Origin of the sequence: Marivirga tractuosa DSM 4126 (genome assembly GCF_000183425.1) — a bacterium.
GTDB classification, from domain to species: Bacteria; Bacteroidota; Bacteroidia; order Cytophagales; family Cyclobacteriaceae; genus Marivirga; species Marivirga tractuosa.
The window spans coordinates 2,579,136-2,597,056 of record NC_014759.1; the positions used below are offsets into that span (position 1 = coordinate 2,579,136).

Genomic DNA, 17,921 nt, shown 5'->3' on the forward strand with positions numbered 1-17,921 from the left:
TTGTAGATGCAGTGTATATCCTGCATCTACAATGTAAATCTACCTCTCCAAAAATTCCCCTAGCAATGAACCCCCTTCTTTTCTGGAATTTTTACTGTAGGGTGCAATTGCCTGAATTAATTTTCTAATTGGCATCGATTGCAACCATACTTTTCCAGTACCTCGTAATGTAGCTAAGAATATTCCTTCTCCACCAAATAGCATAGATTTGATTCCTCCACTTGTTTGAATATCAAAGTCTAAAGAAGATTCATAAGCCACTACACAGCCTGTATCCACCTTTAGTGTTTCATTATTTAACTGCTTCTCAATAACTGTCCCTCCCGCATGTACAAAAGCTCTTCCATTTCCTTGGAGTTTTTGCATAATAAAGCCTTCTCCACCTAATAGACCAGAACCAATTTTCTTATTTAAAGTGATAGAAACTTTAGTACCCATAGCAGCGCATAAAAAGCCATCTTTTTGTACAATTACTTCATTATTGTAGTGGTCTTTCAAATCCAATGCAATTACAGTTCCTGGGTATGGACCCGAAAAAGCTACATGTGCTTTCCCTTGTCCTTGGTGTGTGAAATGCGTCATAAACAATGACTCCCCAGTGAAAATCCTGCTTCCAGCAGACATTAATTTCCCCAGAAAGCCTTCATTGGGATTAGAGCCATCACCCATTTTCGTTTCGAATAAAATCGAATCATCCATGTAAACCATAGCGCCTGCTTCTGCTATTACGGTTTCTTGAGGATCTAGCTCAATTTCTACTAATTGAACTCCATCTCCTAAAATCTTATAATCTACTTCATGTGATTGTGCATGCATAATTTTTAAAGTTTATCAGGCTAAAATACTAAAATAGTAACTATTCAGCTACATTTATAATATAATCACTTACCATTTCTTGTACAACTACGATTTTTTAAGGTGCTTTCGTCTTAAAGTTTCATTGAGATCTAATGGGCTACTCTACGCGTAAGATCGGTTGAAAACACTCACCCCCCCTGCGAGTCCTAAATAAGTATAGATTCAAACGATATTATGAAGGACTGTAAACATACTAGACTTTTTAACCTGAGTTCGACATTAATTTGGAAATTCAGATTTTTAAGTGGACCCTAACTCAAGGGCATTAAGAGTGCTACAGCTATAAGCTTGCTTGTTGGAAGAAAAAGTCCAGATTTCAGGAAGTTAAAACTGATCTCTAAAATCTAGACTGATTAATGTTTGACAAATTAGCAATTCGCAATTTCATTTAATTGGTGACTGCAAATTTCATCATTTTACGCTCTCCATTTTGGTTGGTGAGGATTAGATTATACATTCCTGTTTTTAAAGAAGATGTTTTCATTTCATAATAGCGCTGGCTTTGCAACAGGCTAAATTCTATGATAGTTTTTCCAGTTACATCAATCACTTTAGCTTTAACCTCCTCTTGAAGTGGGCTATCTAATTGAATCTTCAAAAAGTCATGTGCCGGATTTGGATATAGTTCTATATTTAAGGCCCCTAATTCTTTATTCAATGCAGTAACATTTGATAAAGAAAGCAATGGCAAATCCCCTAAGTAAGCTGACTGAATTACTGCTTTTGTGTTAATATTTTGCAAAAATGCCACTACCGCCAAAGGATTTTCATCCGCACTGCTACTCGCTTTGAAGGTAACCGTTTGCTGTCCACTAGTACCGGAAACCTTTGCACCACCATTTCCTGGTAATAATTTGCGTAAAACATTATGGTAGGTAATGCCTTCTTCAGTGCCTTGCTCACCTCCAATAATTTCTTTTTGAAGAACTGCGATGAATAAATTCACATTTTCTCCTACTGGTTCGACAGAATTGAATTTAGCCACTATTTCTAGCTCACTCTCATTAATTTTAGATGCCTCCACATCTATACTTGAGATACTACTAAATAATCGAGCTCGGCTTAACTCATTTATTCCAAAATCACTATCTCCATCTTCACCGGCAAATGAAAAATCATTTATTGCTCCATCAATTGCAAATTGATCCTCGAAAGAATAAGCCTCATAATAGTAAATTCTTGACAGCATCGAAGAGGATGCTTGCTTATAGAGCGGATCGTTTTCATTAATTCTGTAGTTGATCCAAGCAAAATTACCTACGTCATTAAATACAGAATTGATAGTTTCCATTTCCTGAGGATCAGCACTACTTTCAAAATCACCAAAATATTCAACCAATACATTTCTATTTAGGCTTTCAATCTTAAAATTATCAAAAGCAGCTCCATCCCTGTTCCCAAATTCACTTTCACTTAAAGTAGATTTAAATTGGAATCTGAATATTAAATTTTCGCTTCCGTCTAAAGCTTCCAATGAGTGCTTAGCATTAACAGGGACAATGCTTTCAGCATCATTCTCTTCAGACCATCCCACAAATAAGCCATTATTATTAATCCCATCAAGGTTGATGGTTCCAGGTTGAGATTCAATTCGGTCATCATTATACCATTGCAATCCTGAAGAAACATCTCCCAAGAGACGCCATTCCTTCTCAGGATCTTCAATCACTTTTCCATCAGTAGAATATTCTAAAATCAGGCCGTCATCCCCTTCCGCCATATTCTGCCAAAGATCAAAACTCACCACAGGGCGATCAATATTACTGATATCCATAGAAGGGGAATAAACATAAGAAACTACTCCGGATTCGTAAGAGCCTTCAGCATTAGTGATCCATAGGTGTTCGTTAGATTCAATGTTGGATTCTCCAGATGGTATAGCAAAATCCCACAGCCTTTTTTCAGTATTAGCTGTATTCCTTTTAAAGCCATTACTTACCCAGCCCTCCGATGATGTATCAAAATTAAAAACATAGCGATCTGCTACCGTTTCCTCGGGTAGAATAACTATCTCTTTACTTACTTCAGCTGAACAACTCTTTAGGCTAGAAACATTGAAATTAACTCTGTATCGTCCTGCACCATAGCTATTGAAATCTACTGCTATGGTAGAATCATTAACTTTAGTAAAAGCATCCGCCCCAACTAATTGCTCTACCTCACCACTAATATTAGTAATTGTCCATTCAGTAGAAGCTAATGCAGCTTGATTAGGTTTGCCTGTAAAAATAATAGGCTCTTGCCCAAAAGTAGATTTGTTCCAGTCAAAATCAGGATTGTCAATTTTTCTAAAGGTAACTTCAGTAGCATTACTAACACACGGCACTTCTTCCTCTCCTTCACTATCAACATTTCTTCGGATAACATTGAAAGTTATTTCATCTACTGTAGTGAAGAAATCTGGGGTTGGCGAATAGCTTCTACCTTGATGAATTGGCTCGGCATTAAAATCAGTTCCCGTAAACCACAATAATTCCTCATTAGCTTTATCCCCATCATAATTTTCTACTATGGCTGTATCCATTACACCATCCACAAAACATAAATCTGTTGAATTAACAACGGGTTTAGAGGGCTGTCTCCATACTAGAAAATTATATTCTCTTGAGTTCTCACAAGAATTACCATCTTGGTAAGTATAGTTTATAAAAATCCTAATGGAGTCTTCACCATTATCAACAAGATAAGCTAACAATGGTGCCGGGTCAAATTCAAAACCATCTAAACTGTCACCAATGACAAGGCTATCAGGCAATCCTTCATTAATCAACTGAAAGGAATAGTTATTTCCGGTAATACCAATTGGTTCAAACTCAATTTTTTCATCATAGGTACATATACCGGCTTCAATATCATCTATTTCTAATACTGGTAAAGGATTTACAATTACGATTTGCTCTCCCACATTGTCAGCATTATTTGAAGCATCATTTGGATCTTCAATAGAATAGGTAATGGAAATTACACTTGGATTTTCAGAGTTAGGATTACTTTCATAAGCAGTTTCTGGGTCAAAAATCGCTCTTAAAACAGAGATTGTATCATTTCCTACCACGACATCTGTATAGCCAATTTCCGTAATACCTGGTCCATTTATGGCACTTACTATAAACCCATCAGGAACAATAGCATTATCAACGCTTATGGTGTCGGCTGCATCCAATTGACAGTATTCTTCCGCCAAGGCAGGGAAAATTCTTTCGGCATCAAACACATTAAATGCTATTGTATCGGTAGCAGAACAACCAAATTCGTTTGTAAAAGTAAAAAATACTTCATGCACATCTTCCTCGTCCGTGATATCAGTAACACCTAATTGACTGCTATCCAAGAAATAATCACCATTGCTGTTTTGAATAACTCCTTTACCAGAAAACTGTCCGTTTTCACTTGTGGCATCTACCAAATTCCCAGCTGTGCCACCTTCCCCTTCTAGTGGAATTAATGCTGTAGTATTTGAAATGGTAGTGGTGGAATTATACTTAATATTGGCTATTGGCAATGGTTTTAAAGCAATAAAGAAGGTATCTGGTTTACTTATACAGCCCGTATTAGGGTTTAATTCTTGAACTACTAAAGTATCGGTGGTTTCTGTTGTCACCTCTCTAAAATTAACAAATACAAGATTGCTATTGGTAGCACCGTCAAACTGATTTAAACCATTAGTAAAACTCCATTGGAATGTATTTCCAGGAGAAGTTGCATTCATTCTAAAACGTACTTCTTGTTCTCCAGCACAAATAATTTCAGGACCAGAGGATTTAGTTGGGTCAGGTATATCATTTATTCTAATATTGACTTCCCTTGGAGCTGGAATAGCTCCACATCCAACCCCTGAAACCAAAACTGGCAAAACTTCCAAAGTTGATCGTCCTTCAAGCATTTCTTGCGGACTGGCTTTATAAATTGGGTTAAGTACATTAGAAGTTAATGAATAAGCGACTTGGTCTTCATCGTCTTTAAAACCCCATGTGCCATCGTGTCCTGCTTCTTCATTAAAATCATCTACTCTTGTCCACTCCACAGATAGGTCATCGGATGCACTTCCGCCAGAAACTGTACTGGATAAACTTGCAATTGCAATTTGATTTCCATTTTCATCTTCATCCAAACAAATTGCCACGTTTCGATCAGAATTAACGGAAATGCTTTCTACAAATCGAACGGTTACAAAATCACTAGTTCCCACACAAGGGTTTAGTCCTCCAGGGTCATCCGAGGTTAATTCTAGCACAATTTCACCTCTTACTCCATCAGCAAAGCTTGCATAATATTTTACTGTATCGGGTCTGTCCGTTTGAACTGATTTAAGTGTGAAGTCTGGTGAAAAACCACCACCGTTTGAACTTGGCCCTTCATCAATACTCCAAGTACCCTGCTGCACAGTACCTGTTATTTCCGGACTGTTAGTGACTAAACTTAGATCTGAAAAATCAATAACACTTGTATTTGCACCGCACAGTTCAATAACTCCAAATTCTTCATCTTGAGATTGAAAGCCACCTGCATCCACTCTAGAACGGATATATTTTACGACCTCAACATCAGATCCCAAATCAGGCGCACTACAAGTATTGAGATCATCATCTTCATCCGTCAAAGACACAATTCTAACATTATTTTCTGCAGAATCTGGTGGTACGATAGAAAACGTCTGTCCCTCTTCATAACCCGTAATAGTAATAGGATCATTGGTATTAACTTGATAAACCAAAGTATAAACTCCAGAACCACCTACTATATCAACCGAAAATTCAACGTCAATTACATTACCTAGGTCATCAATATCACATATTGCATCATCAGTTGGTTCTACCAGGGCTAATTGCGCACTGCTAGGCCCTACCTTAATAGGATCAACAGAAGTAGTGCTTGCATTTTCTGTATTTCCCGCTTGACCCGTTTGTTTGTCTAATGTAATAGTACCCGGTACCGTACCAGCCGGCACTGTAAATTCAATTGTTTCATCGTCTACCACGATAAAAGTGGAGATGGTAAAAGGAGAAGCACCATTAATATTGGTGCGAATTCTACTAACCCCTGTGAAGTACTCGCCTTGAATAGTGAATGTTTCTCCGACACAAGCACCAATAGAAAAGTTATCGATTCTGGCAGGGCCAAAAGTGGTAAATGACCAAATATTATCTGCTGTGAATCCAGCAAATTCATTTCCTGCACGATCTACCAAAGCACCCGCATCGAATTGGATATAATACTCGGTAGAGTCTTCCAAAATATTTCCAAAGGAACTAAATTCTAAAATAGAGCTGGTATTATTTGTAAAAGCAGTACCAGCATCCAATACAGCCAATACATCTAATGTTTGCTTATCAATTATTGATATGTTATTTGTTCCTTGTCCTGAAACAGGCTCGTTTAATTCAATTGTAAATGTCAATGAATGAGAAACATTGAATTCGCCATTGAAAGGAGTGAATGGATCATTGGCTAATTCAGGGTCTTGTGTATCAATAGTGATGTCGGTATTCCCACTTAAGGAGTTTGCACTTCCAACGGCTGGCAATCCTAAACTTGCATTAATTCCTGCCAAATCCTCAATTGTACCACCATTTAGGTCTATGCTATTTACAGTAGCATATTCTAAATCTGTAACATCCAGAATTGCGCCTCCATCAGAGGCCTCAACAGTATAATTAAAGGTAAGAATGGTAGAATTGGAACCACTCACATATTCAGCATTGGAACCAGTATTTAAAGTGAGCAATGGAATTCCGCTAACCTTCACTGTTTCGTCAAACTCTATTGTTATACCGATTTGATCTCCTGTTGTAAAGAATCCTTGATCGGTAGTTGCTGTCACATTCACAATATCCGCAGGATCGGAATCCACTTGAATATCAGCATTGTCTTGAAGGCGGTTTGGATCAGCAGGCAAAACAATATCAGCTTCATTACTGACTAAATCCCGAATATTACCACCATTCATATCGAATGCATTTACATCCAAATCAAGCGTGTTTTCACCAGAACTAACGCCTCCAACGGTGTAAACAAAGTTCACTTCATTTCCATTTGTAACACTTTGGAAAGAAGCTTGCCCACTTGAATTTAAATCCAATAAAGGATTTCCACCGACCGTTACATCTTCATCGAAAACCAACTGAATATTAATATTGTCACCAGGACTGTACAAACCGTTGGCACTAGCAGAAACGATTTCAAGTATTCTTGGTCTTTGAGTATCTATGGTGAAAGTTCCAGATGTGTTGGTAATGGCAGTATTGCCAACTAAATCTGTCGCTCCAGAAACCTCTATGGTTACATTTTGAATTTCTTCTTCTGTAGGATTATGTATAAAAGTAGCGATATATTCGGTTGCAGAATTCCAGCTTCCATTATCCAATATCAAATTGTTAGATCCTTGCACACTGAAATTTGGAGTTGTGTTTTGATCCATATCTTCATTATAGGTTGCAGTAAGGATCAGTTGATTATTATCACGAGTAATCACCGTTTTATCTAAACCGATTGTTAGGGTTGGTGAAGTAGTATCAATAATTAAATCAGAATTATCAAGCAAACGATTCGGGCTGGTCGGTAAAGTTAAAACGGAAGAGTTGTTCACCAAGTCCAGTATCTCAATCTGAGAATTTGATATCGCAGTCACATTCAAATCAGTAGCGTTTTCTCCTGAAGCAGTGGCTCCTATTGTATAAGTGAAATTTAGTTCGTTCCCGTTTGTGATATTATCGAAAGTAGCCGTAGCCCCAGTATTTAAGGTTAAAGTAGGGGCAGTTCCTATTTGTTGAATAGCTTCATCAAATACAACTTTAATATTGATGTTATCACCAGGGCCGTAGGTTCCGTTTGGAGTTGAAGCTGTAATTTCAGTAATCCTCGGGCTTTGAGTGTCAATATCAAAAGGATCTGAGTCAGCAGTAACCGCTGTATTACCAACTAAATCAGTTGCGCCACTAATTTCAATGATCACATTATCAAATTCTTCTTCAATTAATAAATCATGTTCAAAATCAGCTTCATAAGTCTGAGCATCTAACCAAATGCCGCCTTGAAAGCTAATGTTACTACTATTACTAAATGAGAAGTTATGAGTACTGCTTTGATCCATATCTTCATCATAATTGATTTCTAAAGTAAAGGTCGAATTAGTTTGACTTACCGTAGATGGCGTTATGGTTGTACTACTAATTTCAGGTGCTCTAGTATCAATCTTGATTGGCTTGAGAGTTGATAATTCATCGGCTGGATCAGTAGGTAAAGTTAAAACTGCTTCATTATCTATCGTATTTGTAACGCTTGCTCCTTCTAGATTAAATGCATTTACGTTCAATAAAGCAACATTCTCCCCAGCTAATACTTCATAATTAAAAGTTAGGATGTTATTGGATACATTATCAAAAACAGCAGTTCCTCCTGAATTCAAGCTTAATTCTGGTGTCCCAGAAACAACCTTCATATCTTGATCAAAATAGACTTCAATGTAAATGATATCCCCCGCTTTATAAGTACCAGTTACATTAGAAGCTGTTATAGACTCCAATCTTGGTCGAGAAGTATTGATATTGAAAATATTGGATTCACTAGGATCCATTATATTTCCGGCCATATCTGTGGCTCCTGAAATAAGTAACTTATCAGATATCTCTTCTTCCACAGTCAAATCATGAGTAAGCGAGACGGTATAAATGTTAAATCCATTGCCCACTACTTCCTCTGTCCAAACACCATCATTATTATTATCTAAATTATTGGAAGTGTTGGCCTCTACAGTTGGGTCAATGGTGTTATTCATAGATTTATCGAACTTGACAGACAATTCTATGGTGTTTTGAGGTCTATTCACCAAAGTTTTGTTCAGGCTTACATTTACAGTTTTAGGATTTTCAGTATCTATAGTAAATAGATCTAAAATAGTAGCATCATCGAGTTGATTTCCTGATATATCAGCAGCATTAGAAATCAAAACATCAATATTTTCAACCAACTCATCTTGATCGGATAAATCAAAAAAGAAAGTGTAAACAGTATTTCCAGCGGACCAGCCCCCAGTACCGTTTGGCCCTGCTAGGCTACCACCAGTAATAGGATGCTCATTTGGAAATGAAATTTCAGGATTGAAAAGAATGCTATTATCCATTTCCTCATTAAAAGTAACTTGGATTTCAAGTGCATCTGTTCCTAAATGAGCACCAGATAAAACAGTTGGGGAAGCCGTTACCTGACTGACTTCCGGTTTAGTGATATCCTCAAATGCATAAGTCTTGGAAAAGTTAGATGCATTTATGTTAGCTGAATTAGTGAAGGTAATATGGGCAATATCCAGCCCGACAGTTAAATCAGGTGTATCAAATTCATTAACTGTATTATCCACATCCACAATCAGGAAGTAATTTTTGGTTTCAGAACTTAGGTTTTCAGTTAAGCCTGTAAAAGTAATTGTGTTAGCACCATTATCGATCGTTGGTGAAGAGGCAATTACAGCATCTGTAATAGTTCCGTCATAGGTATTATCAGCTGAAGCGGCCAATCGAATATTATTCACCTTATTGCTTAAATCGAGATTGGTTGAGAATTCGATTGCTTGCATTTGGGTAGTCCCTAATGCATCAATTGCTAAGCCCAATAAAGCCTGATCAGTAGCTCCACTCTGAAGAGTACCGCTATTCAACCCATTCGTAAGTTCTGCTAAACCTAGTGTTGGATTTACTGTAACCTGAGTAGAAGAAACATCAAAGAGACTACTGCCATCTGTTACGGTTAATGTTCCATCACCACTGCCCTGGTAATTAAAATTTGCAGGAAACTCAAATTCTCCATTAGTAAAACTTGGATTCAACGGCAAATTACTCATTGGAATATTATCTGCATTTGTAATGCTAAAGACGCCATAATCTAAGTCTAAATTTCCATTGGCATCCTTAGCCTCTACTATTGCCTGAGGTGTTACATTTTCGCCAGCATTTACTGCAGCAGGAGGGTCAGCTGTAAACTCAAATTCAGTAGCTTCTACAACAATTTCATTATTGCCGTTTCCTGACGAAATAGTTGGAGAAGTAGCGTCAAATTTCGTTGAATTAGCCTCCACCAAAACGTCCGCTGGAGCTAACTCAAACACTAAATTTTTATTGTCAATTTCAGCAGCACTGATTACTTCATTTAATCTGACTTGAAGTTGAAATCTGAGAGAGGTACTTTCCTCTAAAAATCCAATTTCAGTATCATTATCATTTTCATTGCTTGGAATATCAACTGTAATATTATCATTATTCACGGTTATGTTACTTGTCTGTGTTATGCTGCGCGTCACATTAACCAATCTAGCCTCAGCAATTACATCACTCCAGGCTATATTTAAACTACCGAAATAGTCGCCAGCTGCTCTTGAAAAAGTAAAAAACTCAAGTTTAGTATTCACCCCATCATTACCACCTTCAACAGCATCAAAATCTAAAACAGTAATGAAATTTCCACCTGTATCATCATTGTCTACTGAGCTTATAGTTGAGGCTGCCCCATTAAAAGTCAGGGTGTTATTAGATGCTACACCATCTGTTGTTGCTGTGGCTGTTCCAGGAGAGGCAGGAGTTACATAGCAATAACCGTTTGAATTGTAGGCAAAAACAGCAAAATAATATTGCGTATTAATATTTAAGCCTGAAACAGACACGGAATTAGTCGTTCCATTATATACTGCATTATTCCCTCCTGATCGAACTTCAACAGCTTGAGAATAATCACTGTCAACACCTGTTTCGTAAGCTGTGCCTAGATCTGGTTCAAAATTAACCGGATTTCCTTGTCTCACTACCACCAAATACTTATCTGCACCAGTAACAGAGGTCCAGCTAACATCAATGGAAAGTGGATTTATATCTGCTGGATCAATAGTGTTAAAAGAAGACTGCGAGTCAGGGGGAGCACAATCAGTAGTGGATAAGACGGTTTTCTTATCAGTATTATAGCAAAAACCATTAGGATTGTACTCATAAATATCAAATGCATAGTCAGTGAGGGCAGCCAAATTTGTAATTGTAACACTGGTTCCACTACCTGAGTAAACCACAAAATTACCAGTTCCAGTCTGAGCCGTACCTCCTCCGTCTCCAAAACTGGAATTTACATCATAATTAGTATTTAGAGACGGAAGTTGAACTGCTGATGATGCCAGCCTTGCGACCACTAATACGTCTACAGCTCCTGAACTTTTAGACCATTCCACATCAAGTTGACTGGAAGAAACATTGTTAGCTTGCTCTCCGCTAACTGTAGTAGTCGCAGGATCACAATTCGTCTGTTGCGTTATTATTTGCTTACTACCATAACATTCCCCATTATCATTATATAAATAAACATCAAAGGTGTAATCTTCAAAATCACTTAGACTGGTCACATTTACGCCAGTTCCGGCACCATTGAAAACCACATAATTTCCAGTGCTTCCAATTTCTTCTGAAGAGTAACTACTATTGGCATTATATATTTGACCGTCAACAATTGAGGCTGCCGTTTCACCAGTTAGACGTGCTGCTACTAAAACATTTAAGCTATCTGGGTCATCCCAAGTGAGTTGAATACTATTTGAAGTGACGGTTCCTAGTTGAAGATTACTTACAGTTTCTGTTGGCGTAATACATGAAGTTTGGAAAGAGCCTTCATTTGGAGCAGTCTTAGAAACGTAGTTTATGGTAGAAGGATCTGCTCCTTCTGCATAAGGAATTACATAGTAATAATAGGTTCTATCTGCCTGTAATCCTGTTAAGGTAGCCAGGCTATTGGTGACATTTTTTGTTCCCACAATTCCCGAGAAACTAAGATCATTAGGAGTAGTTCCATCTAATACATTGTCTATTTCTGTATCAATAGCATTCTGATCCTGGGTATAAATTACCAAATAACCAGTAGCACCTGTCACATTACCCCAATCAAGATCCACAGAATTAGCTGCAATATTAGTTTCAGTACCTAAAGTAGTAATACCAGCAGGTGCTTCGGATAAGGTCCAATAAGTGCCAGTAGGCGCTCCACTTTTTAAATAGTGAATTGTTTCATCATCGTTGCCATTACTATTGTATATAGGAAGAATAAACGAATATTCAGTTGCAGGATCTAATCCTGAAGTACCTATGACAGTTTTAGTATCATCTGGCTCAAACACGAAATTATCGCCTGGAATCTGCCCAGTCGGTCTACTTCCATTTGTTAAATTAGATAAATCTTCTGGAGAATTTCCTTCTTTATAATATAAAACAAACCCACCATTAGTCGGAAATGTGTAACTATTGAATGTAAAGTATATACTATCAGTAAATCTGTTTTCTCCCAATTGGAAGTTACTTACTGGCGTTAAGGGTTGAGTTGCAAGTGTCCAAAAAGAGCTTTCTGCAGTTGATTGAGTTGAAGCAGGTGAAGTGGTAGTAGCCGTAAACCTATAAAAGTATTGCTCGCCAGGAGTTAAGTTGATAAGACCTTCGCTTACATCACGGCTTGTATTTACAGCAGTTTCCGAGCCTGAAACAGTTGTATATGGACCACCTGAAGTAGTCCCATATTCAAAAGAGTAATTCACATCGGCTGAAGCATCGGTATTAATAGTTGCATTCAGTGTAATAGACACATCCGCTGTATCAGTAGGGTCAAGTAAACTTACACTACTCACCACTTGTGCGTAAAGTTTTTCAGCCCTGCAAACAGCTAAAACAATAAATAATATCAGTAAAAATTTCTTCATATTAAAATTTCCTTTCAACCTTCTAATTCACCAATCTTCCGAACTTATCTGTTTTAATCAACAATAATGTGTTTTCTATCCCAATCTCCGTTGATCCAATAGAATAAATCTGATCATTGATCATTACCGCATCATGCAATTCCTCGTCTTCATCACTTCCAAAAGAATTTGAAAATGACTCTCCACCATTTGGCCCTCTTCTTGACAAATAAAAATCTAAATGACTTCCACCTTCTTGTCCAATAACTTCGGTAGAACCCGCCACTAAATATCCATTTTCAATTTTCTTAGCCCCATTCAGTCGATTTTCACCCTTTTCTCCAAAAATGACGGGATCAGCAGCTGAGAATACTTCATAGAAAAACAACATTCTTTGTTCTTCCTTTTTATTATCAAGCTCCCCTAAGATTACTATTTTGCCCTCTTGAGTTTTAATTAATTTTTTGGACAAAATATTTTCACTATCATCAAAACTTAAAGCATCTATATCATCAATCTGTTGCATACTTCTATTAGGGCTTCTCACTAATTCAGAGTTTCCTGTATTATAAGCCCAAATCAGACCTCCAGTGGCATCTTCTAAAATAGGAGTAGAAGGTAGTGCTTTTGCCTTACTAGTAGTGTACGTTTGATCAATTGATAAATCAGATGCATTTAATTGACCATATAATGTATACCTTTCTGAATCATTCCATTCGGAGCCTCCAAAATATATTTTCGAAGAGGTTTCATCATAAGATATTCCGGTAAGGTCATAATTCTCCATATCCGAACTGTAAAATCCACTTTTTACAGAATCGAGCTGTGCATTAAGCTCTAAAAAAAATAGGCTTTCATTATTATTCCCCACAGTTCCACCTAAAACAATCCTTTGATTTTCTATTACTATAACATCCTTTACGTTCCAAGCTTGATTCAATCCTTCGGGAAAATACTTATCACTACCATTAATCACAGTACCATTTAAATCTGTTCTCAGTATTCTAATTTTATTAGATGAATTACCTCTAATCGTGCTATTTGACACAATCAGCAAACCTCCGTTAAATTCATTGACAGATAATGGCGCATCAGTACCTTTTCCCTGAATGATTTTTATATAGGAATTTTGAGAAACGGGACTTAAGTCTTCTTCTGTATTGCAAGCACCAATTGCCAATATTACCAAGCATGAGAATATGGTATATATTAAGTATTTCATTTTATTAACTCAGGATTAAAACGTGGAAAACGAAAGCCTATTCTCAGTATCAAAGCATGTCCTTTTAATTGCCCGTCTGCATAACCAGCTTGGATTAAATCAGGAAGTGTTTCTAAACGCTCATCAGGATTTAACTCTCTGTTCTCTTCTAGAAATCTATATTGAAAAAGCGCTTCAACTGTCATGAAATTCCTTCCGATTATCTTAAAATTAGCCCGCAGCCCCAAAAGAGCGCTCAAGTTCATTTGGTTTCTATACTCAAGCATATCTTTATTATTAATTTCCTCATTAACCCCCGTTACGCTTAAACTTGAAGAAATTAAATAATGAAAAGAAGGGCCGCCAGTGGCTTCTAAAAGAAAGCGGTTGACCATTGGTATTTTATAATTTACTAATAAGGGTACTTCTACCCACTGTTGAGTTTCACTAATTATTTGAATACCATCTGAATTCCCTTCTGTTCTTTGTATTTGCCTTTCTAGTACTGTTCTTCTAAAATTATAGTGAGTTTCAATATTAGCGGAAAAATCCTCATTGATTGGATACTGGAAGAACAATCCTCCTGAAAGACCAATTGGAGGATCATAACTACCTGGCTGAGCTGATCTGTAAACAAAATTAGGTGCAATGTCTAATATGTTATAAGCAGCAGCACCTTTAAGCCCAAAGAAAAACTTAGGTTTTGTATCATATCTTTCAGATAAAATAATAAGCTCTGTTGGATCTGATTCAAGGTTCACTTGATATTCAGGTTCTATTTTCAGTAATCTCAAATAAGAAGCTTCCGCTTTTTGCTCTTCTTCATCAAATAAATAGGAAAGCGTTACTAATCTTAAGGCTTCTACTTTTTCTTCTTTCGTAAAACCATTATCAATACATGTCAGTAAAAGCTTGGGTAACTCATTTAGTTTTCCTGCATCATAAAAATTTCTGGCTTCTCTCAGGTTTTGTACGCAAGAAGTTTGTGCTGAACCATAAAAAGGAACTAGAACTACCAAAGAGCTCAGAAACAATATAATTTTAATTAGCCGCATCGGATAGTTTTTCTAAATTTTCACATGTTTTTTCATAAGGTAGATCGCTACCCACATAAGTTGCCCATTCAGTTGTGCTCATATTTCGATCCAATTCGTCACACAGCTGATTGCCCATTAAGTCAATAGAATAAGGCCAAACATGAACCATCCCATCTTCAGATACTGAAAATATCCACTCATTATTAGCACTAAAATCTGTAGACCAGACCCAGTCACTATGGTCAGATAATACAATCGGAGCTTGTGTGATTTCTGAGAGATTCCATACCCTAACGGTCTTGTCTTTACCAGCTGATAACATGGCTGCGCCATTGCCGCTTATTTTTAGCTCATCTATTCCACCTATATGACCCGTTAGAGAATTAAAACTAGTGAAATTGTAGTCAGAGAATAATCTTACACCTCCATTCACATCTCCTATTGCTAAAAAGTTATATTTAGAGGTGATAGCTGTAATTGTTTTTCCATTTTGATACATTACGGTATCATTTTCACCAGTTTTATTAATGCGGTATAAATCACCATTATCAGCCGCTAACCATACATACGGCTTATTTTGATCAACTGCAAAATCATTTATTTTAACCTTAGAGTTATATACATTTTGACTTTTTCCATTCTCCATGATTTTAATGGCCTTTCCACCTTCATCCAAAATCCATAACTTATCATCCGCAAAATGCATTTTAACAAAAGAGCCTTTTACTCCTTTAATTATTTCTGGATCTCTACCGTTTTCATTAAGGTCATATTTCTCTATGATCGACTCTCCTGCTTCGTTAATGAACTGACCTGCCGCATAGATATGATTTTTATCTTGATCAAAAATCATTGATTTTACAACTCTTCTATTTCTTATGGAAGCAATAGTATCAGCCACCCATTGATTTCCGGTCTTTTCCCATTTTAAAATACTTCCTTGGGAGCCAGCAGAGAAAAATTCATTATCACTGGTTCCTCCCAGCACTACTTTTGCTGATTTATTGTGACCATTAATTTTATTAGCTAATGGGTGATTAAATTCTTTGAGTGCATAATATAACCCATCGTATATTTCAGGATCATAATTATAGCTGCTATTGCGCTCATCAAATTCGTAGGCTTGTTGTGCCATCAATCCTTGTAATTGCGGATCATTTAATTGCGTTGATTTTACGGCCATAGCATTGGCAATGGCTAAATAACGCAATTGATCTGCTCTGGCTTTTTCTTGTTCAGCCCTTTCTTTTTCCTCTAGTGCCACTTTTTCCTGTTCGCGTGCCTTTTTTGCTGATTCGCTTGCTTCTCCTTCTGCTTTTTCCGCTGCAATTCTCTGTTTTTTGGCGATCTCTGCTTGCTCAGTTGCTCTTATCTCCTGAATTCTAGCAATTTCTGCACTTTCTATTGCTCTCTCTCTTTGCTCATTTGCTTCTTTTTCCTTTTCCTCTGCCAATTTCCTTTGTTGCTCTGCTATTTCTGTTTGTTCCTTAGCACGTGCTTCTTCTTGTTTGGCTAAGTCTAAATTTTTCTCAGCTATAGTTTGTTGATAAAACGCATATACAAGAAATAAAATTGAAACTACCGCAGCTGAAGCCATAATTAAAGCAGTAAGTCTGGCTGTTCTTAGCCTTCTTTTTTGTTGTAATTCCTTAGCTCTTTGTTCTATTTCATATTCCTCCTCAGAATGCTCCAAGAAAGAAATAGTTCTTTCATAAGCTGGATGATAGCGTTGCCCCCAAATCAAGGTTGGATTATGCTTTTCCTGCCAATTCATTGCCAATTGCAAATCAGGTGGACGCCACAAACTGGTTTTGCCTTGCTGAAACATATCAGCAGCCTCGGCTAATCTCTTATACATTGCCACAGCATCTGCTTCATCGTTTACCCAGTTTTTCAGACGGTTCCAAATTCTCATTATACTTTCATGAGAAATATCAATAATTGATTGACTATGCAATGGAACACCATATTGAGGTGTTAATAAAGATCTTCCCGGATCACGGAACTTCTCAATTACTTGGATAATCTTTTCCTCGGAAGTATTGGCAATTGCGGCAATTTCATGAAGCTGGGTTGGTCTTCTAATTCCATAGCTGCCTCCCCCTCTTTTTTCGGTTATTGCTTTAAAAAGAAACTCACAAATTCTTTGTTGCTCCTCATCAAGCTCTTCATAGGCTTCGTTGGCATGCATTGACAATGCCTCTGACATTGTACCAATAGCTTCATAATGCTTGATATCAAGTGGTTCCTCATCATAATCCCTAAAGTGGCTCCAATAATCCCAAGTACGCATTAATGCATGTTGCAAAATAGGCAACTGGTCTGGGTTATCGCCTAAGTCATTTAACAATTGCTGTGTCAATCTTGGAGCTATTTCTGCACTTCCTACCGCTACTGGTCCAGTAATAGCTCTTCTCTTTTGTTCCCGGGTCATTTGCGGGATCAAATATTGGCTGTCATTGATTTGCTTGGTCAATTCAGGAAATTGAGAACACTCCCCAATAAAATCCGACCGCATAGTAATAGCTATATAGATGGGCACATCTGCATGATTGATAGCTTCCATTAATAAGTTAATAAAAGCTAGCGTCTCATTTACTGACTGCAAATTGGAAGAATCTTTAAAGCGGAACAATTCTTCAAATTGATCGACCAGTATTAGATAATTTTTTTCTTTGTCCCCTTTAAATTGCATGATGGTTTCTACCAAACCAACCGAAGAACTCCTTAGGAGTGAAGAAATTATGGTTTTCTTGATTTGTTTATCTTCTTCGGACAATTTTTCATCCACTAAATCTGTTTTAAGAAGGGCTTGAGCCAAATTGTCTATAGGTGCTGCTCCTGGTCTTGTTACAACCACTTCCCATTCTGTGGATCTTCCAGTCAAAAAACCACCATATAAAATTGGCAATACCCCACAATAGATAAATGAAGATTTACCACTTCCAGAAGGACCTATAACACCAACAAAGCGATGTTTTGAAAGCTTTAACAATACCTCATCACTTTGACCTTCCCTGCCAAAAAACAGGTGGCTTTCTTCAATTTTGAATGGGCGCAAGCCCGGGAAAGGATTGTTTTTCTTCCCGTATTTCGATTTCGGTTTTTCTAATATGGTAGTGTTTTGATCCTTCAT

General features: G+C 37.2%; 5 protein-coding genes. All 5 read right to left on the reverse strand.

Features of this window, described 5'->3' with window-relative positions; translation table 11 throughout:
* Window positions 1-39 precede the first annotated feature (39 nt).
* The 5 genes from FTRAC_RS10945 to FTRAC_RS10965 all read right to left on the reverse strand — a co-directional run bounded on the left by FTRAC_RS10945 (window position 40) and on the right by FTRAC_RS10965 (window position 17,921).
* The gene (locus FTRAC_RS10945; protein WP_013454316.1) at window positions 40-816 is read right to left on the reverse strand and encodes a TIGR00266 family protein; all 777 of its coding nucleotides are present in this window, start codon (window positions 814-816) and stop codon (window positions 40-42) included.
* A 430-nt stretch (window positions 817-1,246) separates the two neighbouring features.
* Window positions 1,247-12,568, reverse strand: coding sequence for a T9SS type A sorting domain-containing protein (locus FTRAC_RS10950; protein WP_013454317.1), 11,322 nt, complete (start codon window positions 12,566-12,568; stop codon window positions 1,247-1,249).
* 22 nt (window positions 12,569-12,590) lie between these two features.
* The gene (locus FTRAC_RS10955) at window positions 12,591-13,769 is read right to left on the reverse strand and encodes a hypothetical protein (protein WP_013454318.1); all 1,179 of its coding nucleotides are present in this window, start codon (window positions 13,767-13,769) and stop codon (window positions 12,591-12,593) included.
* Window positions 13,766-14,803, reverse strand: coding sequence for an outer membrane beta-barrel protein (locus FTRAC_RS10960; RefSeq protein ID WP_013454319.1), 1,038 nt, complete (start codon window positions 14,801-14,803; stop codon window positions 13,766-13,768). Before FTRAC_RS10960 ends, FTRAC_RS10955 begins: the two co-directional genes overlap by 4 nt.
* Window positions 14,790-17,921: an nSTAND1 domain-containing NTPase gene (locus FTRAC_RS10965; protein ID WP_013454320.1), complete on the reverse strand. Its 3,132-nt coding sequence runs from the start codon at window positions 17,919-17,921 to the stop codon at window positions 14,790-14,792. The genes FTRAC_RS10960 and FTRAC_RS10965 overlap by 14 nt, the downstream gene beginning before the upstream one ends.

Bases quoted from the DNA above. Each gene is read 5' to 3' on its own strand.
- FTRAC_RS10955 (WP_013454318.1), bottom strand. From the start codon at position 13,769: ATGAAATACTTAATATATACCATATTCTCATGCTTGGTAATATTGGCA.
- FTRAC_RS10950 (WP_013454317.1), bottom strand. From the start codon at position 12,568: ATGAAGAAATTTTTACTGATATTATTTATTGTTTTAGCTGTTTGCAGG.
- FTRAC_RS10965 (WP_013454320.1), bottom strand. From the start codon at position 17,921: ATGAAGGATCAAAACACTACCATATTAGAAAAACCGAAATCGAAATAC.
- FTRAC_RS10945 (WP_013454316.1), bottom strand. From the start codon at position 816: ATGCATGCACAATCACATGAAGTAGATTATAAGATTTTAGGAGATGGA.
- FTRAC_RS10960 (WP_013454319.1), bottom strand. From the start codon at position 14,803: ATGCGGCTAATTAAAATTATATTGTTTCTGAGCTCTTTGGTAGTTCTA.